A 22,625-nucleotide genomic window follows, 5' to 3' on the forward strand; every position below is an offset into this window, starting at 1 on the left:
GACCGCTCAGTGCATCTGACCCCTGTCCCTCGCGCCGGGGCCACGCGGCTGCACTGCGCGGATGATGAGACCGATGGTGTTCGAGTCTCCGTTATGGATCAGCACGGCCGACAGTTCAACATCGACAGTGAGGCCCCGCTCGTTGCGCAGGCGCGTCGCCAGACGCAGCGTGCCGCTCTGCCGCACGGCGGCGAGCAGGCTAACCAGTCCATCGCTCTCGCCCGACAGCCATGCCGCCATCGAGCGGCCACGCAGCGAGGCCATGTTGACGCCCTGCACCAGCTCGACGAAAGCCGGGTTGGCGCTGAGCAGCACCCCCTGCTCGTCGGTGAAGGCGACCGCATCGGGTGTCAGGCGCACCAGTTCCGGCAGCATCGCATCGTCAACCGCCGGCGGCATCTGGCCGCCTTCCGGCCAGGCGCGCATCAACAGCAGCGTACTGCCTTCGTCGCGGAACAGCGATACCCACGCGTGGATGCGACCGCCCGACGCCAGATCGAGCATCGCGTCGCCCGGGCGCTCGGACACCCGCACCGTGCCCAGCAGTTCTTCCAGTGCGGGCAGCGAGGACGGCGCCAGCGCGTAGCCGGCCTGACGGCCAGGCATGTCCTGCACGGTGCCGCCGAACAGACGGCCGGCAGCGCGGTTGGCATCGACGATGCGCAAGGTGTCGGCGTCCACCACCAGCACGGCATCGGTGGCGATCTGGAACAGCAGGCGGTAGCGGGTTTCCGCCTGCCGCATGCGCCAGTAGTCGCGTTCCATCGACTGCTGGGCATCGACCAGCCGCTGCTGCATCGCTGAGACGGCGCGCAGGTCGCGTCCGACCACCAGCAGCGGACCGCCGTGGCCGAGGCGCACGGCGGTGTAGGCCACCGGCAGATCGCTGCCGGCCAGCGACGGGTGATTGATGTGGCGGGTGCGCGAAACGCCGGACTCGGCCGCCTCGCTGAGCAGATCCTCGACCTTGCGGCGGGTGTCCGGCGTCACCGTGTCTATCCACTGGCGGCCCAGCCATTCGCCCGCCGCGGCGCTGACCGGCTCGGTACCGCCCAGCGCGACGCTGCGGATGACGCCTTTTTCATCGATCACCAGCGCGATATCGCTGGCGACCGACACCAGCATGTCGGCCAACTCCGGGGCCACATCGGAGAAGGCGCTCAGGTCTCCTGGATCGTTCGGTAGCTTGTTCACGGCATGGGCCTGGTTAGCAGGACGGAGAGATACGGGACCGACCTGCTGCAAATTTCGGGCCCGGCCTGGACCGGGACATGCGCTGCCGCGTGGTTCGGAAAAGCCCGGTACGCGCAATTCAACGGAAGCACACCCGCTGACCACCGGACTGCCGACGGCGCAATCGCGACAACGCCTTCAATTATTTGAGTTTAACGCCTGCATGCTACGGCAAGTCGCCGGCTGGCACACGTGACTGGTGTCAAAAAGTAGGTTGCGTCAGCCGAAGGGTGCGTTCAGGCGGACGATGGACAGGTTCAGTGCCGCAGCGAAAGCCACCCACAACGCATACGGCAGCAACAGCGCGGCCGCGCGTGCGGACCATGGTCGCAGGCGGACCATCAGGAACACCACCGACAGCCACAGCAGCACGACTTCGGCCAACGCCCAGTCGGGACGGCGCAGATGGAAGAACAGCGCACTCCACAGCACGTTCAGGCCGCCATTGGCGGCGAACATCGCCAGCAGCTGGCGCCGCCCACGCGCGTCCGGCGCATGGCGCCAGCCGAGCACGCCGGCGGCGGCTGCCAGACCGAAGATGAGGGTCCAGGCCGGCCCGAAAGCCCAGTCCGGCGGCTGCCAGGAGGGTTTCACGAGCGCGCGGTACCAGTCGCTCAGATCGGTCATCGCGCCGCCCAGGCCGGCCACCGCAAGCGCGGCAAGTGCAGCGACGGCCACCGGCTTCCAGCGCGTGGCCGTCGGCGCCTTCATGGCGACACGATGCCGCAGAGGTGCGCGAGGTCCTTGAAAAAGATGCGCATATGCGCCAGCGGCCGCGCACGGACCAGTCGCTTGTGCATATAGGCCTGCCAGGTCAGTTGCTGGACGTCGGGATCGCGGCAGATGCTGACGAAGCGCTCGCGCCGCTTGTCGCTGGCGTACCAGAAGCGCTGCATGATGCCGAGCACCATGAACACCCGGCCGTGCGCCTTCATGAAGCGCTTGCGCGCCAGCCTTAGCGCGCGCGCATCGCCGGTGACCAGATAGGCGTCAACCGCCTCGGCCGCCAGCCGGCCGCCGCTCAGCGCGTAGTAGATGCCTTCGCCGGACGCCGGCGCGACGACGCCCGCCGCATCGCCGGCCAGCACGACGTCGCGTCCGTTGTCCCAGCGGCGCAGCGGGCGCATCGGAATCGGCGCGCCTTCCCGGCGAACGGTGCCGGCAGCACTCAGGCCGGCGCTGTCGCGCAGCGCGCTGACGCCGCCGCGTATCGAGAAGCCCTTGCGCGCCGAGCCGACGCCGACACTGACCGTGTCGCCGTGCGGGAACACCCATCCGTAGAAGTCTGGCGACAACCGGCCCTGGTAATAGACATCGCAGCGGCTGCCGTCGAAACCGGTCTGCGGCGCGCGCACGATCTCGTGGTAGGCGAACACGCAGGGCACCTGGTCGGCGCCCGGCACACACTGCCGGCCGACCGCCGACAGCGCACCGTCAGCGCCGATGATGGCGCGCGCGCGCACGCTGCGCTCGCCCTGCTCGCCGACCCGGTAATGCACGACGGCCGAGCCGGCACCGTCGCGGCTCACGCGCAGGAAACTGCCGGTGCGCCGGTGCGCACCAGCAAGTTCGGCGCGTTCGCGCAGGTATTCGTCGAACTGTTCGCGATCGACCATGCCGACGAAACCGCCGTCGATCGGCATGTCAACCTCACGCCCGCTGGGCGACACCATGCGCGCGGAGCGGGCACGGGCGACCAGCAGTTCGTCCGGAATGCGGAACTCCTCGATCGCCTTCGGCGGTATCGCGCCGCCGCAGGGCTTGATCCGACCGCCGCGATCGAGCATCAGCACCGCGTAGCCGCGTCGCGCCAGATCGGTCGCCGCGGTGGCCCCGGCAGGCCCGCCGCCGACCACCACCACATCGTAGCTTTCCATGATCAGGCCTCTCTTTCCACGCGCGGCATGAGCGGCAACGGCGCGGTCGGCGCAGACGCCGTGCCCGTCGCCGGCTGCAGGCCGGAAATCCGCGTCGCCATGACGGCCGACACGATGAACAGCAGCGCCTCGCCGCCGAACACCAGCGCATAGGCGATGCCCGGTTCGGCGATCAGGGCGCGCGTCAGATCGACCGCGACAGTGCCAGCGAAGCCGCCCAGCGCGAAGGCGATCGCCTGCGCCGCCCCCCACAGTCCCATGCGCACGCCTTCGCGACCGGCGCCGCCCTGGCCGGCCAGGCGCATCATCGACGCGATCGCCGCCACCGCGAAGGCGCCGTTGGATACGCCGAGCAGGAACACGGTTTCGCGCAAGGGCCAGCCCTGGCCGCCGAAGCCGGCGGCCGTGAGACCGAACAGCGCACAGGCCGACGCGATGCAACCGCCGATGATCCACAGCCGCAGCGAGCCGATCTGCCGGCCGCCAAATACGGTGCCGGTCAGCGCCACCAGCAGCATGCCGGCGAACACGCCGCCGTGCTGCAGGCCGGACAGCTGCGTTGACTGTCCCGGCGAATAGCCGAACACGGTGCCGGCAAAGGGTTCGAGTATCAGGTCCTGCGCGCTGTAGGCGAGCATGGACACGAAAACGAACAGTGTAAAAAGCCGCGCATGCGACTCGCCCCAGACCTGGGCAAGTGCAGCGCGGAATGGGGTGCACTGAAGAGGAGAGTGCGGCAGCCCCGTCGAAACCGTGTTCGCAGCGGTGCCGACGCCCTCGACGCCGCGCACGGCGAAGAGCGCCAGCATGAAGGCGCAGAACGAGGTGCCGGCAACGACCTGCAGCAGACGTTCGCCGGAGAAGGGGTCGAGCAGCTTGCCGGTGACGCCGGCGGTCAGCGCGAAGCCGAGGATCATCATCATCCAGACGATGGTGGCGGCCGCGGCACGACGGCCGTCGTCCACGCGCTTGGCGAGCAGCACCAGCAGCGAGGTGCCGGCGGCGCCGACACCGACGCCGATCAGCACGAAGGCAAGCACCGCCAGTGCGACACCGGCGACGAAATGATCGGCCATCAGCACGGTGGCGAGTGCGGCCAGCGTGCCGCCGGCGGCCAGTACCGCCATGCCGCCGATGATCCACGGCGTGCGCCGCCCACCCAGATCCGACCCGTGACCGAGGCGCGGGCGCAGCATCTGCACCGCGTAATGCAGCGCCACCAGAATGCCCGGCAGCATGGCCGGCAAGGCCAGTTCGACCACCATGACCCTGTTCAGCGTCAACGTGGTGAGCACGACGATGGCGCCAAGCGCGGTCTGCACCAGACCGAGGCGGAAGATGCCGAGCCAGCCGAGGGCGTTGTTCATGTCAGTCGCCTCCGAGCGCGCGCAGCGCAAAGGCGCTCACCAGCATGCCGAGCACGTAGAGCGTGATGCCGGTGCCGTTGTACCAGGGCGCTCGACCGCGCGGATCGTCGAGCAGGCGGGACATCAGCATCAGCTGCGCGCCGAGCAGCAGGCCCACCAGCGCGGCGTGCGCCGGCGCTCCCCAGTACGCGAGCAGCGCGACGACCACGACCTGCGGCACCGCCATCACCCAGCAGGCGACGCGGCCGGCGCGCGCAACGCCCAGTTGCACCGGCAGCGAAGCGATGCCCATGCGGCGGTCGCCATCGACCGACTTGAAATCGTTCAAGGTCATGATGCCGTGCGCGCCGGCACTGTACAGACCGGCCAGCAGCAGGCTGCGCAGGTCGGGCATGGCACCACCAGCCATCACGGCGGCTCCGGTGACCCAGGCCAGCCCCTCGTAACAGAGGGCGCAGGCGCTGTTGCCCCACCAGCCGTTGGCCTTCAGCCGCAGCGGCGGCGCGCTGTAGGCCCAGGCCAGCAGCAGGCCGACAGCGGCGGCGGCAAAGCCCCAGGGACCGAGCGCGGTCGCCACCGCGAGCGACAGCGCGGTCCAGATGACCGCGATATAGAGACCCCAGTGACCCGGCATGCGACCCGATGGAATCGGACGCTGCGGTTCGTTGATCGCATCGACGTGACGGTCGAACCAGTCGTTCACCGCCTGGCTGGTCGCACAGACCAGCGGCCCCGCCAGCAGCACGCCGAGCAGCACGACCTGCCAGCGCTCACCGGCCGGCAGGCCGGAGGCGACGACGCCACAACCGAAAGCCCACATCGGCGGAAACCAGGTGATGGGCTTGAGCAGTTCGGCAACGGCAGAGAGGGCAGGACGTGTCATGAGCTAACAGTAGGCTTGACGCACGAGAGCGTCAAGACAAACTTACACTCATTCAGTCCATTTTGATTGACACCCGGCGCAAGGTCGCCGACCGTGCGTCACGACAGCGCCGTGCGGACGCGGTCGGCGGGGCGCGGCCCGGCCGACCGACCCGCTCCGGATTACTCCTCGCCCGGCTCCTGCCCGCCCTCGTCGCCCTGATCGGGGTTGAGGTCGCCGATGCCATAGCGGCGCAGCTTCACGTACAGGCTCTGCCGGCTCAGGCCGAGCATTTCGGCCGCCGACGCGCGGTTGTCGTGCGTCATGTCGAGTGCCGCCTCAATGCACAGCTTCTCGATCAGATCGGTCGATTCGCGCACCAGATCCTTCAGCGACACGCGACCGACCAGGCCGGTCAGCTGCTCGACCGAACGCGGCATCTCGCGGCTGATCCGCGGTTCCGGTTCGATGCGGCGACTGACGCCGCGCACGGTGAAGCCGATGCACGGACGCTCACCGCGGTCCACCGCGACCGCCGACACCTCGACGTTGACATCCGAGCCGTGCTCGCCGCGCAGCACGGTCGAGAACAGACGGATCGAACCGTGCTGGCGCACGTTCACCATCAGCACCTTGAAATCGACGCCCGGACGGCCAAGCCAGCGTTCGAGCGACTGCGTGCGCGCCTGTTCGATGCTTGCCAGCTGGGCGAGATCGACGAAGGCCTGGTTGGCGGTCAGGATGACGCCGTCCTCGCCGGTCAGTACGAAAGCGTCCGGCACCATTTCGACCGCATCGACCACCGACATCCGCTCGCCCGATTCGGTGCCGGTGGCACCGACCTGCGACAGCCGCACCAGATACAGCGATGCGGCGTCCTGTCTGACCAGCGAGGCGGCCACCAGCCAGTCGCCCCCCCCCGGCCCGCGCACGCGCACGTCGTCGGAACGACCGTTGGCACGCACCGCCGCGAACAGTCCCTGCACCGCCTGATTGCCGGCGTCATCCAGCCCTTCGGGGAAGTTGCGCCCGACCACGCTGCGCGCATCCTCGCCCAGCATCCGGTTGGCGGCTGCATTCGCCTCGACGATGCGCTGGCTGACGGTATCGACCACCAACACCGCTTCAGACGTCATCTGGAACAGCAGGCGGTAGCGCGCCTCGAGCTGGCGCAGGCGGGCATAGTCGCGTTCGATCGACTGCTGCGCATCGACCAGCCGCTGCTGCAGCATGGAAAGCGCCGTCAGGTCGCGGCCGAGCGCGACGACCGTGCCGTCGTGTCCGATGCGCACGGTCGAATAGAGCAGCGGCAGATCGCTGCCGCCCTGCACCGGATGATTGACGTGCCGCGCACGGCGGCTTTCGCCGCTCGCGGCGTCCTGCAGCAGCGCCTCGACCTTGGGGCGGCTTTCAACCGTCACCACTTCGGTCACCGGCGCCCAAGCCAGCGCGCGCCGGCCTCGGGCAGCAACGCACCGTCGTTGAATGCAAGGTCGCGGATGACGCCCTTGTCGTCGAGCAACAGCGCAACGTCGGAGGCGGCGGCAATGAGTCGTGCAGCCGACTCGGCATCGACGCCATGTAGCAAACCCATCGGCGAATCAAAAGGCTTCACCGTCAACCTTCCCGCATCGGCGTCCATTTTCGCGATCTGATCGCGCCCCTGCTCCGAACCCAATCGATACCCTCCAGAAACTGATCACCCATGCGCAAATCGCACAGGCAGCAATGCTTCGGCCACATCGACCGCGGCGCTGGCGTCGCGCGCCGTCGCGTCGGCGCCGACCAGCGGCACCCACTCCGGCCGGCTGGCGAAGATCGGGCCGCCGACCATCACCACGATGTCGCGTTGCAGCGACACCCGGCGAGCCGCGGTGATCCATTCCGCCAGTTCGTCGAAGCGCGTTTCGCTACCGAGTGATACGCCCACCAGATCGAAGCGCTCGGCGCGCAGCAGGCGCAGCGCTTCGCCGCGCGGACCCGGTGTGTCGAGTCGCACGTCCCAGCGGCGCTGGCGGAAGAAGTCGGCCACCATGGACATGCCGAAGGTGTGCTGCTCCCCCGGCAAGGTGGCGAGCAGCACGCGGCGGCCTGTCTCGCCCGAATGCAGATCGCTGCGGAAACTCGGGCTGACGTCGTGCAGCACCTGCTGGATCCGCCACAGGCCGAGCGTGACCTGCGTGAAATCGCACAGATCGGCTTCCCACAGTTCGCCGAGCCGGCGCGCTGCCGGCGCCAGCAAGTCGAGACAGATGACCCGTGGCTCGACGCCGCGGGCGCGGATCGCCTGTACGCAGCTGCGTACGACGCCGGCATCCTGTGCCAGCACGAGGTTGGCGAATTCGTGGATTTCGCGCGCCGAGATGGTGGTTGCGCCCGCCCCGGCCGGCGGCAGATCGACCAGCTCACCGTGCGCCAGCATCAGCCGCGGAATGATCTCCGCTTCTATCGTCTGCGCCAGATCCCCCAGCCAGTCGGGGGCGGCAAATACGGGCGGTCCGATCGGCGGCCCACCGAAGTGGCTCACGCCGCCCTGCTCCTGCACGGACAAGCTCTCTACCGACACCTGCGCCCTGCGGGCGCCTCGCTGCGTCATCCCGGCCATCTTCCTGCCTCCTTGGGTCTTCTTGTCGTGCCCCGGCCGTGTCGGATGCGCCCCCGGTGGACGCCCCATGGATGCGGACGGGCTGTACGGCTGCTGCGGGTGGTGAACCCAGTGTCCGTGGTGGCACTGACGACGAGGGTGAGCAAGTCTCTGGGCAGGAAGGCGTGGGTTCGAAGATGTCTGCAGAACTGGACGCCAACAGTGTAGGAATAGAGCGCGCCACCCTGCACTGTCAAGTTAACTTGTCAATTTCGATGACGCGCCGGCCCGAATGGCCAGCTGGACCGCGCGCATTGTCATTCCGCTGATGTAATTCCGTCGTGACGTCAATTTACATTGACACTTTGTCCCCGGCCGTCTAGATTCGATTACGAGGACAGAGGAGACGCGACGATGCGCAACAGAGAGGCCTCACCGGCGACGCGGCACACACCGCTCTACACGCCGGAGGAACGCCGCCGGCGGGATGAGTCACCCTGGACCCTGGTTCAGGGGGTGCTGGCGCCGGTGCAGTTCATCGCCTTCGCGATCAGCCTCGTGCTCGTGCTGCGCTATCTGTGGTCCGGTGAGGGCCTGCAGGCGGCGACCTGGTCGGTGGTGATCAAGACCCTGCTGCTGTACGCCATCATGGTCACCGGCTCGATCTGGGAAAAGGCGGTTTTCGGCGTCTGGCTGTTCGCCCGCCCCTTCTTCTGGGAAGACGTATTCAGCTTCGCCGTACTGGCGCTGCACACCGCCTACCTGGTCGCGCTGGCGACCGGCACGCTGGACGCGACCGGCCTGATGTGGCTGGCGCTGGCCGCCTACTTCACCTACGTCATCAACGCCGGACAGTTCCTGCTCAAGCTGCGCGCCGCGCGGCTCGACACGGCGACTCCGGCGGCCCGCAACCACGGCGCGGTGGTGCAGGCATGAGCAATCTGCACGACATTCCGGTCGCCACCCGCAGCGGCTGCGACGAGCGGCCGGTGCTGCGCGAACGCGGCCAGCGCGAAGTGTTCTGCGGCCTCACCGGCATCGTGTGGCTGCACCGCAAGCTGCAGGACGCCTTCTTCCTGGTGGTCGGCTCGCGTACCTGCGCCCACCTGATCCAGTCCGCCGCCGGCGTCATGATCTTCGCCGAGCCGCGCTTCGGCACCGCCATCCTGACCGACCGCGACCTGGCCGGCATGGCCGACGCCAACGACGAACTCGACCGCCTGTGCGTCACGCTGCTCGAACGCCGGCCGGAAATCCGCACGCTGTTCCTGGTCGGCTCCTGCCCGTCGGAAGTGATCAAGCTCGACCTCGCTCGTGCCGCCGAACGACTCAACGCCCGGCTGCTGCCGCAGGTGCGCGTGCTGAACTATTCCGGGTCCGGCATCGAAACGACCTTCACCCAGGGCGAGGACGCCGCGCTGCGCACCTTCGTGCCGCTGATGCCGCACACCGACGCGCGCCAGCTGATGGTGGTGGGCTGCCTGCCGGACATCGTCGAGGACCAGTTCCGCCGCCAGTTCGAACAGCTGGGCATCGCCGACGTCGTGTTCCTGCCGGGCCGACGCGCGGCCGACGTGCCGGCGATCGGTCCGAACACCGACCTGCTGCCGGCCCAGCCCTTCAATGGCGACACCGTGCGCGCACTGGTCGCCCGCGGCGCCCGCCTGCTGCGCGCGCCCTACCCCTTCGGCGCCGAAGGCACGACCGCCTGGCTGCAAGCGGCCGCCCGCGCCTGGGGCGTAACCCAGGCCGCATTCGACGCGGTAACCGGCCCGGCACGTGCGCGCGCTGAAACGGCACTGGCACGGCAACGCCCGCTGCTGGCAGGGCGCAGCCTGTTCATGCTGCCCGACTCGCAGCTCGAACCTTCGCTCGCCCGCTTCCTGCACCGCGAGCTGGGCATGCGGCTGATCGAGGTCGGCACGCCCTTTCTCGACCGCCAGATGGTGAGCGAAGAACTGGCGCTGCTGCCCGACGACATCGTGCTCAGCGAAGGCCAGCACCTGGACCGCCAGCTCGACCGCGTGCGTGCCGCCCGCCCCGACCTCACGGTGTGCGGCCTCGGCCTGGCCAACCCGCTGGAAGCCGAAGGGCTGGCCACCAAGTGGTCGATAGAACTGGTGTTCTCGCCGATACACGGCTACGACCAGGCGGGCGACCTGGCCGAACTGTTCGCCCGCCCGTTCGCGCGCCGCGCACGGCTGGCCGTCTGAAGGGGCACGCGATGCAGCTCACGCTCTGGACCTACGAAGGACCGCCGCACATCGGTGCCATGCGCATCGCCACCTCGATGCGCGACCTGCACTACGTGCTGCACGCACCGCAGGGCGATACCTATGCCGACCTGCTGTTCACGATGATCGAACGGCAGGACCGCCGGCCGCCGGTCACCTACACCACCTTCCAAGCGCGCGACCTCGGTGGCAGCACCGCCGAGCTGGTGAAGGCGGCGGTCGCCGAAGCCTTCGAGCGCTTCCGCCCGGCCGCACTGCTGGTCGGTGATTCCTGCACCGCCGAACTGATTCAGGACCAGTCCGGCGCGCTGGCCGCCGGCATGCAGCTGCCGATACCCGTCGTGGCACTGGAACTGCCCGCCTACTCGAAGAAGGAAAACTGGGGCGCCGCCGAAACCTTCTACCACCTGGTGCGCGCCCTGCTCGCCGACCAGGTGCCCGCGCCCGGAAGCAAGCGCCCGCCGCGCGACCCGGCGCGTCGGCCGCGCGCCAACCTGCTCGGCCCGACCGTACTCGGCTTCCGCTGCCGCGACGACGTGACCGAAATCCGTCGTCTGCTCGACGCGCTCGGCATCGACGTGAATGTGGTGGCGCCGCTCGGCGCCTCGGTTGACGACCTGCGCCGCCTGCCGGATGCCGACTTCAACATCGACCTCTACCCGGAGGTGTCGCGCACGCTGACCGGCTGGCTGAACCGCAGCTTCGGCATGCCTGCGACGCGGGCCATTCCGATGGGCGTCGGCGCCACGCGCGACTTCATCGCCGAAGTCGCCGCGCTGGCCGGCGTCGATCCGGCTCCGCTGCTGGCCCGGGAAATGCCGGGCGCCGCCGGCCGCGGCAGCTCGGCCTCGCGCCAGCCCTGGTATGCGCGCTCGGTCAACTCGACCTATCTGACCGGCAAGCGGGTATTCATCTTCGCCGACGCCACGCACACGATCGCGGCCGCCCGCATCGCGACCGAAGAGATGGGTTTCACCGTGGTCGGCCTCGGCTGCTACGCCCGCGACTTCGCCCGCGACGTGCGCGAGGCGGCGGCGCGCTACGGCGTCGAGGCGCTGATCAGCGACGACTACCTCGAAGTCGAGAAGGCCATCGCCGCTGCCGCGCCCGAACTGGTGCTCGGCACGCAGATGGAGCGTCACATCGCGAAGCGGCTGGGCATCGCCTGCGCCGTCATATCGAGCCCGATCCACGTGCAGGACGTTCCGGCCCGCTACAGCCCGGTGTACGGCTTCGAAGGCGCCAACGTGCTGTTCGACAGCTGGGTGCATCCGCTGGTGATGGGGCTGGAAGAGCACCTGCTGCAGATGTTCCGCGACGACTTCGAATTCAACGACGCCGCCCCCGCCTCGCACCTGCCTGCCGTCGCCGCACAGACGATGGCGGTGGCCGAACTGGGCATGAGCGACGCGGACGACGGTCCGGCCTGGACCGCAGACGGCGAGCGCGAACTGAAGAAGATTCCGTTCTTCGTCCGCGGCAAGGCGCGCCGCAATACCGAAAGCTACGCCCGCAGCCGCGGACTGAGCACCATCACGGTGGAGACGCTCTACGATGCCAAAGCTCACTTCGCGCGCTGAGCCCTCGACCGCCGATGCCACGCCCATACGCGTGGTCATCGTCACGATGGACACCCACCTGGCCAGTGCCACCGAGCGCGCACGCAGCGCGCTGCGGCGCGAACTGCCCGGTCTGGAACTGGAGGTGCATGCCGCCTCGGAATGGAGCGACCGGCCGGAGGCACTGGCGCGCTGCGAGGCCGCCATCGCCAGCGCCGACATCGTGATCGCCACCATGCTGTTCATGGAAGACCACTTCCGCCCGGTGCTGCCGGCGCTGATCGCGCGCCGCGAGCACTGCGACGCCATGGTGTGCGCCATGTCGGCCGGCGAAGTCGCGCGGCTCACCCGCATCGGCCGCTTCGACATGAGCGCGCCGCCAAGCGGCCCGATGGCGCTGCTGAAGCGGCTGCGCGGCAACGCCGGCAAGGGCGGCAGCAGCTCCGGCGAACGGCAGATGCGCATGCTGCGCCGCCTGCCCAAGCTGCTGCGCTTCATACCCGGCACCGCACAGGACGTGCGCGCCTACTTCCTGACGCTGCAGTACTGGCTGGCCGGCTCGCAGGACAACGTCGCCAACATGGTGCGCTTCCTGATCGACCGCTACGCCGACGGCCCGCGCGCCCACCTGCGTGGCCGCATGAAACCGGGCGCGCCGTTCGACTACCCGGAAGTCGGCGTCTATCACCCGCGCATCGCCCAGCGCATCGCCGAACAGGTCGCCGCACTGCCGACCGCGCCGGAGGCGCGCGGCACGGTCGGCGTACTGCTGATGCGCTCCTACCTGCTGGCCGGCAACGCCGCCCACTACGACGGCGTGATCGCCGCACTCGAAGCGCGCGGCCTGTCGGTCATTCCCGCCTTCGCCACCGGCCTGGACGCGCGGCCGGCGGTCGAGCGCTTCTTCATCCGCGACGGCCGCGCCGTGGTCGATGCGGTGGTGTCGCTGACCGGCTTCTCGCTGGTCGGCGGCCCGGCCTACAACGACGCGAAAGCGGCCGAAGACCTGCTGGCGAAACTGGACGTGCCCTACCTGGCCGCCCACCCGGTGGAGTTCCAGACGCTGGAACAGTGGGGCGCCTCCGAACGCGGCCTGCTGCCGGTCGAGAACACCATCATGGTGGCCATTCCGGAACTCGACGGCGCCACCAGCCCGATGGTGTTCGGCGGCCGTTCGGCCGGTGCCGGCGGCACCTGCGAAGGCTGCGCGCGCCGCTGCAGCTTCCCGCCCAGCGAGGGCGGGCGCGACATGCACGTGTGCGCCGAGCGCGCCGACATGCTGTCCGACAAGGTGGCGCGGCTGATCGCGCTGCGCCGCGCCGAGCGCGCGCAACGCCGGGTCGCTGTCGTGCTGTTCAATTTCCCGCCCAATGGCGGCGCCGTCGGCACCGCCGCCCACCTGTCGGTGTTCGCCTCGCTCTACCGCACGCTGGGCGCGCTCAAGCGCGAGGGTTACCAGATCGACATGCCGGCCAGCGAGGCGGCGCTGCGCGACGCGCTGCTGACCGGCAATGCGGAGCGCTTCGGTGCGCCGGCCAATGTGCATCACCGGATACCGGCGGACGAACACGTGCGACGCGAAACCTGGCTCGGCGAGATCGAGGCGCACTGGGGTCCGGCGCCCGGTCGCGATCTGAGCGATGGTCGCCACCTGTTCGTGCTCGGCGCGCGCTTTGGCAACGTGTTCGTCGGCGTGCAGCCGTCCTTCGGTTACGAAGGCGATCCGATGCGTCTGCTGTTCGAACAGGGCTTCACGCCGACGCACGCTTTCTCCGCCTTCTACCGCTGGCTGCGCGAGGACTTCGCCGCCCATGCCGTGCTGCACTTCGGCACCCACGGCGCGCTCGAATTCATGCCGGGCAAACAGGCCGGCCTGTCCGGCGCCTGCTGGCCCGACCGCCTGATCGGCGCGCTGCCCAACCTCTACCTGTACGCCTCGAACAACCCGTCCGAGGGCGCGCTGGCCAAGCGCCGCTCCGGCGCCACGCTGATCAGCTACATGACGCCGCCGGTCACCCAGGCCGGTCTGTACGCCGGGTTGGCCGAACTGAAGGTATCGGTCGAGCGCTGGCGCGCACGCGAACCGGGCAGCGAGCGCGAAGCACCGGCACTGGCCGCGCTGATCCAGGCGCAGGCGGCCGCACTCGAACTGAGTGCGGCGACGCCGCCGTGGGCCGACAGCGAGGCCGCCATCGCGACGCTCGGCCTGCAGATGCATGAACTGGAGCGCACGCTCATCCCCTGCGGTCTGCATGTGGTGGGCGAAGCGCCGACAGAAACCGAACGCGCCGACCTGCTGCACGCGGTCGCCCAGGCCGGTCACGGCATCGAACTGCCGCGCGCGATGATTGCCGCCGTCATGCGCGGCGACAGCCCGGAGCGCATCCGCGCCGCTGGCGGCCTGGCCGATGACGACGGCACGCGCGCACTGATTGCCGAACTGACGAAGACGAACGGCCTGCTGGCCAAGGACCACGAAGTCGATGCACTGGTGCACGCGCTGGACGGCCGCTTCGTGCGCCCGGCCCCTGGCGGCGATCTGCTGCGCACGCCGGCGGTGCTGCCGACCGGCCGCAACCTGCACGGCTTCGACCCCTTCCGCATCCCGAGCGCCTTCGCCGTGATCGATGGCGCGAAACAGGCGGCGCGCCTGCTCGCCCGCCACACCGACGACGGTCACCCGTTCCCGGAATCGATCGCCATGGTGCTGTGGGGCACCGACAACCTGAAGAGCGAGGGCGGGCCGATCGCGCAGGCGCTGGCGCTGATGGGTGCGAAACCGCGCTTCGACAGCTACGGCCGCCTGGTCGGCGCGCAGCTGGTGCCGCTGGAAGAACTGGGCCGGCCGCGCGTTGACGTCGTGATCACGCTGTCCGGCATCTTCCGCGACCTGATGCCGCTGCAGATCCGCATGCTGGCCGAGGCCGCCTTCCTCGCCGCCAGCGCCGACGAGCCGCTGGCGCACAACTTCATCCGCAAGCACGCGCTGGCCTTCCAGGCCGCCAACGGCTGTGACCTCGAAACCGCCGCGCTGCGCGTGTTCGGCAATGCCGAAGGCGCCTACGGCTCGAACGTGAATCACCTGATCGAGAACAGCCGCTGGGACGACGAGGACGAACTGGCCGAAACCTATACCCGCCGTAAGGGCCACGCCTACGGCCGCAGCGGCCGGCCGGTCGCCCGCAGCGCACTGCTCGCCAGCGTGCTGGCCGACGTCGAACTGGCCTACCAGAACCTCGAATCGGTCGAACTGGGCGTGACCACGGTTGACACCTATTTCGACACGCTGGGCGGCATCTCCCGCGCGGTGCGCCGGGCCCGCGGCGCCGACGCTGCGATGGCGCCGGTCTATATCGGCGACCAGACCCTGGGCGAAGGATCGGTACGCACGCTGGACGAACAGGTGGCGCTGGAGACGCGCACCCGCATGCTGAACCCGAAGTGGTACGAGGGCATGCTGGCGCACGGCTACGAAGGCGTGCGCCAGATCGAGGCCCACATCACCAACACCATGGGCTGGTCGGCCACCACCGGTCAGGTGTCGCCCTGGGTGTACCAGCAGCTGACGCAGACCTTCGTGCTCGACGAAAAGATGCGTACCCGGCTGGCCGAACTGAATCCCACCGCCGCCGCCAAGCTCGCCAACCGGCTGATCGAGGCGCACGACCGACGTTACTGGCAGCCGGACGACAGCGTGCTCGCACGCCTGCGCGAGGCCGGCGACGAACTGGAAGACCGCCTCGAAGGCGTGTTCCAGCGGGCCAGCGCATGACGCACCTCATCCACCTTTCCAGGGCCGCACCGTGAATACAGTCACCACCACCCATGTCCCGCTGTCGTCGCTGACGACGCGCCGCGGCCCTTCGCATCCGGACGGCGAAGGCAGCGTGCAGGTGCACCAGGACCCGACGCTGCGCATCGGCACCGCCAAGGTGTTCGCCGTCTATGGCAAGGGCGGCATCGGCAAGAGCACGACGTCGTCGAATCTGTCGGTCGCCTTTTCCAAGCTCGGCAAACGCGTGCTGCAGATCGGCTGCGACCCCAAGCACGACTCGACCTTCACGCTGACCAAGTCGCTGGTGCCGACGGTGATCGACATTCTCGAAACCGTCGATTTCCACTCGGAAGAACTGCGGCCGGAGGACTTCGTGTTCCCCGGCTACAACGGCGTCATGTGCGTCGAAGCGGGCGGCCCGCCGGCCGGTACCGGCTGCGGTGGCTACGTGGTCGGACAGACGGTGAAGCTGCTGAAGGAACACCACCTGCTCGACGAAACCGACGTGGTCATCTTCGACGTGCTCGGCGACGTCGTGTGCGGCGGTTTCGCCGCACCGCTGCAGCACGCCGACCGCGCGCTGGTGGTGACCGCCAACGACTTCGATTCCATCTTCGCGATGAACCGCATCGTCGCCGCCATCCAGGCCAAGTCGAAGAACTACAAGGTGAGGCTGGGCGGCGTCATCGCCAACCGCAGCAATGCCACCGACCAGATCGACCGCTTCAACGAGCGGGTCGGCCTGAAGACGATGGCGCAGTTTCCCGATCTCGACGTGATCCGCCGCAGCCGGCTGAAGAAGGCCACGCTGTTCGAGATGGATCCGACGGTCGAGGTCGAGGCGGTGCAGCACGAATACCTGCGGCTGGCCGCTTCGCTGTGGGCCGGCACCGATCCGCTGGAATGCGCACCGATGAAGGACCGCGACATTTTCGACCTGCTGGGATTCGACTGATCATGGACAGCTCCTACCTCGAACGCCGTGGCGAGATCGCCACCTATTTCGACCGCACTGCGGTGGACGCCTGGAAGCGGCTCACCTCGGACGCGCCGGTCGGGCGCATCCGCGCCACGGTGCGCGCCGGCCGCGACCGCATGCGCGCCACGCTGCTCGACTGGCTGCCCGACGATCTGAACGGCTGCCGGCTGCTCGACGCCGGCTGCGGCACCGGCGCGCTGGCGGTCGAAGCGGCGCGGCGCGGTGCCCATGTAGTGGCGATCGATCTGTCGCCGACCCTGGTCGGGCTGGCGCGCGAGCGCATGCCGCAGGGCCTGGCCGGCCACATCGACTTCCGCTCCGGCGACATGCTGGACCCGGCGCTCGGCCAATTCGACCACGTGGTGGCGATGGATTCGCTGATCCACTACCGGCCGCGCGACGCCGTGCGCGTGCTGTCGGGGCTGGCCGCACGCACCGCCGCCTCCATCCTGTTCACCTTTCCGCCCAGCACGCGCGCACTCGATGCGATGCATTTCGTCGGCCGCTTCTTCCCGCGCGGCAACCGCGCGCCAGCGATCGAACCGGTACGCGAAGCGGTGCTCGGCCGGCTGATCGCCGAAGAACACGGCCTGCGCGCGATGGCGCCGCTGCGCAGCGAACGCGTGGCCAGCGGCTTCTACACCTCGCAGGCGATGGAACTGGTGCGCGCATGAACGCGCCGCGCAAAGGGCTCGGACTGCCCGCACTGAACGCCCGCGCCGCACGGCTGTGGACCGGTGTCGGCACGCGCTTCCTGCCCTTTGCCGACGCCGCCAGCGAGGCGCTGCCGCTCGGCCGCCTGCTGCGCCTGTCGCTGTTCCAGGTGTCGGTCGGCATGGCCACCGTGCTGCTGATCGGCACGCTGAACCGGGTCATGATCGTCGAGATGGGGATGGCCGCCTGGCTGGTGGCGGCGATGGTGGCGCTGCCGCTGCTGTTCTCGCCCTTCCGCGCCCTGCTCGGCTACCGCTCCGATACGCATCGCTCGGCGCTCGGCTGGCGCCGCGTGCCCTATCTCTGGATGGGCACGCTGGTGCAGTTCGGCGGCCTGGCCATCATGCCCTTCTCGCTCATCCTGCTGTCCGGCGATACGCGCGGCCCCGAATGGGTAGGTCAGGCCGGCGCCGCGCTGGCCTTCCTGATGGTGGGCGCCGGCATGCAGACGGTGCAGACCGCCGGCCTCGCACTCGCCACCGACCTCGCACCGCCCGCTACGCGGCCGCGCGTGGTGGCGCTGATGTATCTGATGCTGCTGGCCGGCATGGTGGGCAGCGGTGTCGTGTTCGGCCTGCTGCTGGCGGACTTCTCGCAGCTGCGGCTGATCCAGGTGATCCAGGGCTCGGCCATGGTGACGATGGCGCTGAACATTGCCGCGCTGTGGAAGCAGGAAGCGCGCGGCGCACGCAGCACCGACGCGCCGCGCCAGCCCTTCCGCACGATATGGCAGCAGTTCTCGACGCACGCGCGCGCCACCCGCTACCTGCTGGCGCTCGGTCTCGGCAGCGCCGCCTTCAGCATGCAGGACATCATTCTCGAACCGTATGGCGCCGAGGTACTGGGCATGGGCGTCGGCGCCACCACCGCACTGACCGCGCTGATGGCCTGCGGCGCGCTGGCCGCCTTCGCCTTCGCGGCGCGCACGCTGGCGCGCGGCGTCGATGCCTGCCGCGTCGCCGCCTTCGGCGCGCTGATCGGCATCGTCGCCTTCTCGACCGTGGTGTTCGCCGAGCCGCTGCAATCGACCGCGCTGTTCCGCGGCGGCGTCGGCCTGATCGGCTTCGGCGGCGGACTGTTTTCGGTCGGCATGCTGACCGCCGCGATGGGGCTGGACAGCGGCGGCATGAACGGGCTGGCGCTCGGCGCCTGGGGCGCGGTGCACGCCTGCAGCACCGGTCTGGCGATCGCCCTCGGCGGTGCGCTGCGCGACCTCATATCGACGCTGGCCGTCGCCGGCGCGCTCGGTCCGGCGCTCGCCTCGCCGGCCACCGGCTACAGCTTCGTCTATCACTGCGAAATCTATCTGCTGTTCGCCAGCCTGGTCGCACTCGGGCCGCTGGTGCGCAGCGCCCCGCGCGCACCGGTCCCGGCCAGCGCGAAGTTCGGACTGGCCGATTTCCCCGGCTGAACATCCATCACACAGGAGAATGACCATGGAAACCGGCGCCATCACCCAGTACTTCGACGTCGCACAGATCGTGCTGTACGTCTTCTGGATCTTCTTCGCGGGGCTGATCTACCACCTGCACCAGGAGAGCAAGCGCGAGGGCTATCCGCTGGAATCGGACCGCTCGGGCAACATCACGGTGCAGGGTTTTCCGCCTATCCCCGACCCGAAGACCTTCCGTCTGCAGGACGGTCGCACGGTCACCGTGCCCAATGACTTCAAGTCGCCGCAGACGCTGAAAGCCACGCCCAGCGGCAACTGGCCGGGCGCGCCGCTGGACCCGACCGGCAACCCGATGCTCGACGGCGTCGGCCCCGGCGCCTGGGCCGACCGCGCCGACCTGCCCGACCTCACCTTCGACGGCGCGCTGCGCATCGTGCCGCTGCGCGACGCCCCCGACTACGACGTCGCGCACCAGGACACCGATCCGCGCGGCCTGCCGGTGATCGGCGCCGATGGCGCGCAGGGCGGCGTGGTGCGCGACCTGTGGGTGGACCGCTCGGAAGCGATGTTCCGCTACCTCGAACTGGACGTACCGGCCGGCGGCGGTACGCGCCGCGTGCTGCTGCCGATGAACTTCTGCCGCGTCGGCGAACGTGCGGTCAAGGTGGCGTCCATCCTCGGCCACCAGTTCGCCAGCGTGCCGCAACCCAAGGCGACCGACCGCATCACGCTGCTGGAAGAGGAGAAGGTGATGGCCTACTACGGCGGCGGCACGCTGTACGCCGAAGCATCGCGCAAGGAACCCCTGCTGTGAGCGGCCTGCGCGCGGTCCGTCACGACGGCCACGAACACGAGTTCGAAGCCGCGCCCGGCCTGCCGGAACGGCTGCCGTCCCACGAGACCCTGCTCTGGCAGGGTGGCCCGGACTGGAAGCAACTGGCACGCGAGCGCTTCCACGTGCGCGCGCTGGCGCTCTACTTCGCCGTCATCCTCGCGCTGCGCGCCGGCTTCGTCATCGCCGACGGCGGCAGCGCAGGCGACGCCGCCAGTGCCGTGCTGATGCTGCTGCCGCTGGTGCTGGCCGCGCTCGGCATGATGACGCTGCTCGCCTGGCTGAGCGCGCGCACCACGGTCTATACGATCACCGACCGGCGCGTCGTCATGCGCGTCGGCATCGTGCTCAGCCTCACCTTCAACCTGCCGCTGCGCCGGATCGAATCGGCCGGGCTGAAGCTCACGCGCGACGGGCACGGCAACATTCCGCTGCTGCTGGCCGCGCCCGATCGCATCGCGCTGCTGCACCTGTGGCCGCACGCACGTCCGTGGCGGGCCGCCCGGCCGGAGCCGATGCTGTGCTGCATCGCCGACGCCGCCCGTGTCGCCGGCCTGCTGACCGAAGCCTGGCAGGCCGCGCGCAGCGACGCGCCGCAAATGGCGCCCGCTGCAGCCGCGCAGAAGGCCGATGCGCCCACGCCGCGTGCCCGCCGCACCGGTCGCGCACCACAACTCGCCACTCACTGAGGAAGGCAGCATGAGCGCACACACCGCACCCGCACTGCCACGCTGGCCACTGCTCGCCATCGGCCTGATGCTGGCCGGCGTGCTCGCCGCGGTCGCGCTGGTCCGCCTGTCCGGCACCTCGATCGCGACGCCGGACGCCGCTGCGGTCGCGGTGCGCGAACTGCGCTTCGAGGACAGGCCGGACGGCAGCATCGCCGTCATCGATGCGCGGACCGAAACGCAGATCGAATCCTTCGTCGGCGAACAGGGCTTCGTGCGCGGCACGCTGCGCGGTCTGGTGCGCGAACGCCGCCGCCAGCAGATCGGGCCGGAACAGCCGTTCGCACTGATCGCCCGCGCCGACGGCCGGCTCACGCTGGTCGATCGGAGCACGGCGCGCCGCGTTGACCTCGAATCCTTCGGGCCGGTGAACGCCGGCGCCTTCGGCCGGCTGCTCGACGCCGGCCGCCCCACCCTGCATGCATCGGGAGCACAGCCATGAGCACTGCCACACAGCCTGCGCCGCAGGTCGCCGTTTCCGCCGAAGCCACCGACAAGGCGCGCGTCAGCACCATGCTGAGCCCGCGCTTCTACACCACCGATTTCGCCGCGATGAACCGCCTCGACGTCGGACCGGTGCGCGCCGAGTGGGACGCGATGATGCTGGAGTACGAAGGCGACAACAATCACGATCACTTCCAGCGCAGCGCCGATTTCGGCGAACAGATCCGCGCACTGCCGCCGGCGCTGCACCAGGAGTTCATGGACTTCCTGATCAGCTCAATCACCTCCGAGTTCTCCGGCTGCGTGCTGTACAACGAGATCAAGAAGAACGTCAACAACCCGGACATCAAGGCACTGATGGCCTACATGGCACGCGATGAGGCGCGCCACGCCAACTTCCTGAACATGTCGCTGAAGGACTACGGACTGGGCGTCGATCTGGGCAGTCTGAAGCGCACCAAGCGCTACACCTTCTTCAAACCGAAATACATCTTCTACGCCACCTATCTGTCGGAGAAGATCGGCTACGCGCGCTACATCACCATCTACCGTCAGCTCGAACGTCACCCCGAACTGCGCTTCCATCCGATCTTTCGCTGGTTCGAGCGCTGGTGCAACGACGAATTCCGGCACGGCGAATCGTTCGCCCTCATCCTGCGCGCCCAGCCTCACCTGCTGCGCGGCGCCAATCTGCTGTGGGTGCGCTTCTTCCTGCTCGCGGTGTACGCCACGATGTACGTGCGCGACCACATGCGGCCGCAGCTGCACCAGGCCATGGGACTGGAAGCGGACAGCTACGACTACGCGGTATTCCGCATCACCTCGGACATCTCGAAACAGGTGTTCCCGCTGACGCTGGATACCGACAGCCCGTCCTTCCGCGCCGGCCTCGAACGGCTGTTCGCGCTGGCCCAGGCGAACGAGGCGGCGAAGCAGCAGGGCGGCATCACCGGTCTGCTCAAGCGCGGCGTCTGCGCGGTCGCCGCCTTCGGCACCTTCGCCCGTCTCTACCTGCACCCGGTCAAGCCGAACGCGGTGCCGGACGACGTGCGCATGTCGCCGGCCTGGTGAGCGCGATGGACGGCGCCCTGCCCGGCTGGGCGCTGCCCCTGCTTTACGCGCTGGCGCTGTGGTGGGCGGCGACCGGCGTCATCCTCTATCTGGACGGCCTGCCGCGACGCACCTTCCGCCTCAGCATGACGGTGGCCAGCGTGCTGGCGATCGCCGCGCTGGCCGGCCTGCAGCACAGCGCGCAGCTCGACAGCGCACTCGGCAGCTACTGCGGCTTCACCAGCGCGCTGGTGGTGTGGGGCTGGATGGAAATGAGCTTCCTGATGGGCTGGGTGACCGGTCCGCGCAAGCACGCCTGCGCCGCGGGTTGCGACGGCCTCGCGCATTTCCGGCACGCGACCGAAGCCATCATCCATCACGAGCTGGCCATCGCCGGCGGCGCGCTGCTGATCTGGCTGCTCACCCTGGACGCCGCCAACACCACCGCGCTGCACAGCTATCTGCTGCTCTGGGGCATGCGGCTGTCGGCCAAGCTGAACCTGCATTTCGGCGTGCGCAACTTCAGCGAGGAGTTCCTGCCGCCACACCTGCTCTATCTGAAGAGCTTCTTCCGCCGGCGCCGCATGAATGCGCTGTGGCCGCTGTCCATCGTCGCCGGCAGCGCGCTCACCGGCGAACTGATCGGCCACGCCGCCGCGGCCGTACCCGGCAGCGCCGACGCCGTAGCCCTTACCTTGCTCGCCACGATGGCCGGCCTGGCCGTGGTCGAGCACCTGTTCATGGTGCTGCCGCTGCCGTTCAACGCGATCTGGAACTGGGGACTGAAATCACGCGGTCGGGAAGAGGTGAAGCCGCTCTGAGCGTGGGAGCGACCTCTGGTCGCGATGCGGCGATTGCGGGCCGCGGGCTTGGATCAAGGCCGTTATCGCGAGCAAGCTCGCTCCCACAGGAAGCCGGGCTCCGATGACGCGTCGTGTTTTTGTGGGAGCGACCTCTGGTCGCGATTAGCCGATTGCGGACCGCAGGCTTCGAT

At 69.1% G+C, this 22,625-nt stretch carries 20 protein-coding genes; 12 read left to right on the forward strand and 8 right to left on the reverse strand.

What is annotated here, in order from left to right:
* Positions 1-6: 6 nt before the first annotated feature.
* The 8 genes from ppsR (ACQ66H_RS16885) to ACQ66H_RS16920 form a co-directional block, all read right to left on the reverse strand.
* A complete protein-coding gene (gene ppsR, locus ACQ66H_RS16885) occupies positions 7-1,194 on the reverse strand; it encodes a transcriptional regulator PpsR (protein ID WP_430434978.1) in 1,188 nt (395 codons plus the stop codon).
* A gap of 258 nt (positions 1,195-1,452) precedes the next feature.
* Positions 1,453-1,944: a TspO/MBR family protein gene (locus tag ACQ66H_RS16890; RefSeq protein ID WP_430434979.1), complete on the reverse strand. Its 492-nt coding sequence runs from the start codon at positions 1,942-1,944 to the stop codon at positions 1,453-1,455.
* Positions 1,941-3,110, reverse strand: coding sequence for a geranylgeranyl diphosphate reductase (locus ACQ66H_RS16895; protein WP_430434980.1), 1,170 nt, complete (start codon positions 3,108-3,110; stop codon positions 1,941-1,943). Before ACQ66H_RS16895 ends, ACQ66H_RS16890 begins: the two co-directional genes overlap by 4 nt.
* A gap of 2 nt (positions 3,111-3,112) precedes the next feature.
* A complete protein-coding gene (locus tag ACQ66H_RS16900; RefSeq protein ID WP_430434981.1) occupies positions 3,113-4,477 on the reverse strand; it encodes a BCD family MFS transporter in 1,365 nt (454 codons plus the stop codon).
* Between the two features lies 1 nt (position 4,478).
* On the reverse strand, positions 4,479-5,360 hold the full coding sequence (chlG, locus tag ACQ66H_RS16905; protein WP_081627170.1) for a chlorophyll synthase ChlG: 882 nt from the start codon (positions 5,358-5,360) through the stop codon (positions 4,479-4,481).
* 161 nt (positions 5,361-5,521) lie between these two features.
* The gene (gene ppsR, locus ACQ66H_RS16910) at positions 5,522-6,760 is read right to left on the reverse strand and encodes a transcriptional regulator PpsR (RefSeq protein WP_430434982.1); all 1,239 of its coding nucleotides are present in this window, start codon (positions 6,758-6,760) and stop codon (positions 5,522-5,524) included.
* A gap of 8 nt (positions 6,761-6,768) precedes the next feature.
* Positions 6,769-6,933, reverse strand: a complete 165-nt coding sequence (locus tag ACQ66H_RS16915; RefSeq protein WP_430434983.1) for a hypothetical protein — start codon at positions 6,931-6,933, stop codon at positions 6,769-6,771.
* Positions 6,934-7,038: 105 nt separating this feature from the next.
* Entirely contained in the window at positions 7,039-7,866 is an 828-nt protein-coding gene (locus ACQ66H_RS16920) for a cobalamin B12-binding domain-containing protein (protein WP_430434984.1), read from the reverse strand.
* A gap of 471 nt (positions 7,867-8,337) precedes the next feature.
* Here ACQ66H_RS16920 and bchF point away from each other — a divergent pair, with 471 nt between their 5' ends.
* The 12 genes from bchF to puhE are packed head-to-tail and all read left to right on the forward strand — an operon-like array spanning position 8,338 to position 22,452.
* Positions 8,338-8,859, forward strand: a complete 522-nt coding sequence (gene bchF, locus ACQ66H_RS16925) for a 2-vinyl bacteriochlorophyllide hydratase (RefSeq protein WP_430434985.1) — start codon at positions 8,338-8,340, stop codon at positions 8,857-8,859.
* Positions 8,856-10,136 carry a ferredoxin:protochlorophyllide reductase (ATP-dependent) subunit N gene (locus tag ACQ66H_RS16930; protein WP_430434986.1) on the forward strand — a complete coding sequence of 427 codons (1,281 nt, stop codon included), beginning with the start codon at positions 8,856-8,858 and terminating at the stop codon, positions 10,134-10,136. Before bchF ends, ACQ66H_RS16930 begins: the two co-directional genes overlap by 4 nt.
* Before the next feature lie 11 nt (positions 10,137-10,147).
* Positions 10,148-11,737 (forward strand): ferredoxin:protochlorophyllide reductase (ATP-dependent) subunit B, encoded by a 1,590-nt coding sequence (bchB, locus tag ACQ66H_RS16935; RefSeq protein ID WP_430434987.1) that lies wholly within the window; start codon positions 10,148-10,150, stop codon positions 11,735-11,737.
* Positions 11,712-15,488, forward strand: coding sequence for a magnesium chelatase subunit H (locus tag ACQ66H_RS16940; protein ID WP_430434988.1), 3,777 nt, complete (start codon positions 11,712-11,714; stop codon positions 15,486-15,488). The genes bchB and ACQ66H_RS16940 overlap by 26 nt, the downstream gene beginning before the upstream one ends.
* A 31-nt stretch (positions 15,489-15,519) precedes the next feature.
* The gene (bchL, locus tag ACQ66H_RS16945) at positions 15,520-16,446 is read left to right on the forward strand and encodes a ferredoxin:protochlorophyllide reductase (ATP-dependent) iron-sulfur ATP-binding protein (protein ID WP_304001779.1); all 927 of its coding nucleotides are present in this window, start codon (positions 15,520-15,522) and stop codon (positions 16,444-16,446) included.
* Positions 16,447-16,448: 2 nt separating this feature from the next.
* Entirely contained in the window at positions 16,449-17,144 is a 696-nt protein-coding gene (gene bchM, locus ACQ66H_RS16950) for a magnesium protoporphyrin IX methyltransferase (RefSeq protein WP_430434989.1), read from the forward strand.
* Positions 17,141-18,595, forward strand: a complete 1,455-nt coding sequence (locus ACQ66H_RS16955) for a BCD family MFS transporter (protein WP_430434990.1) — start codon at positions 17,141-17,143, stop codon at positions 18,593-18,595. Before bchM ends, ACQ66H_RS16955 begins: the two co-directional genes overlap by 4 nt.
* Positions 18,596-18,620: 25 nt before the next feature.
* Entirely contained in the window at positions 18,621-19,391 is a 771-nt protein-coding gene (gene puhA, locus ACQ66H_RS16960; protein WP_430434991.1) for a photosynthetic reaction center subunit H, read from the forward strand.
* The gene (gene puhB, locus ACQ66H_RS16965) at positions 19,388-20,098 is read left to right on the forward strand and encodes a photosynthetic complex putative assembly protein PuhB (RefSeq protein WP_430434992.1); all 711 of its coding nucleotides are present in this window, start codon (positions 19,388-19,390) and stop codon (positions 20,096-20,098) included. The genes puhA and puhB overlap by 4 nt, the downstream gene beginning before the upstream one ends.
* Positions 20,099-20,108: 10 nt before the next feature.
* The gene (puhC, locus tag ACQ66H_RS16970; RefSeq protein WP_430434993.1) at positions 20,109-20,579 is read left to right on the forward strand and encodes a photosynthetic complex assembly protein PuhC; all 471 of its coding nucleotides are present in this window, start codon (positions 20,109-20,111) and stop codon (positions 20,577-20,579) included.
* The gene (acsF, locus tag ACQ66H_RS16975) at positions 20,576-21,652 is read left to right on the forward strand and encodes a magnesium-protoporphyrin IX monomethyl ester (oxidative) cyclase (RefSeq protein WP_430434994.1); all 1,077 of its coding nucleotides are present in this window, start codon (positions 20,576-20,578) and stop codon (positions 21,650-21,652) included. The genes puhC and acsF overlap by 4 nt, the downstream gene beginning before the upstream one ends.
* A gap of 5 nt (positions 21,653-21,657) precedes the next feature.
* Complete coding sequence (gene puhE / locus ACQ66H_RS16980) at positions 21,658-22,452, forward strand: putative photosynthetic complex assembly protein PuhE (RefSeq protein WP_430434995.1); 795 nt, start codon at positions 21,658-21,660, stop codon at positions 22,450-22,452.
* The last annotated feature ends 173 nt before the right edge of the window (positions 22,453-22,625 follow it).

This window comes from Methyloversatilis sp., assembly GCF_965284615.1.
In the GTDB taxonomy this organism is placed as follows: Bacteria; Pseudomonadota; Gammaproteobacteria; order Burkholderiales; family Rhodocyclaceae; genus Methyloversatilis.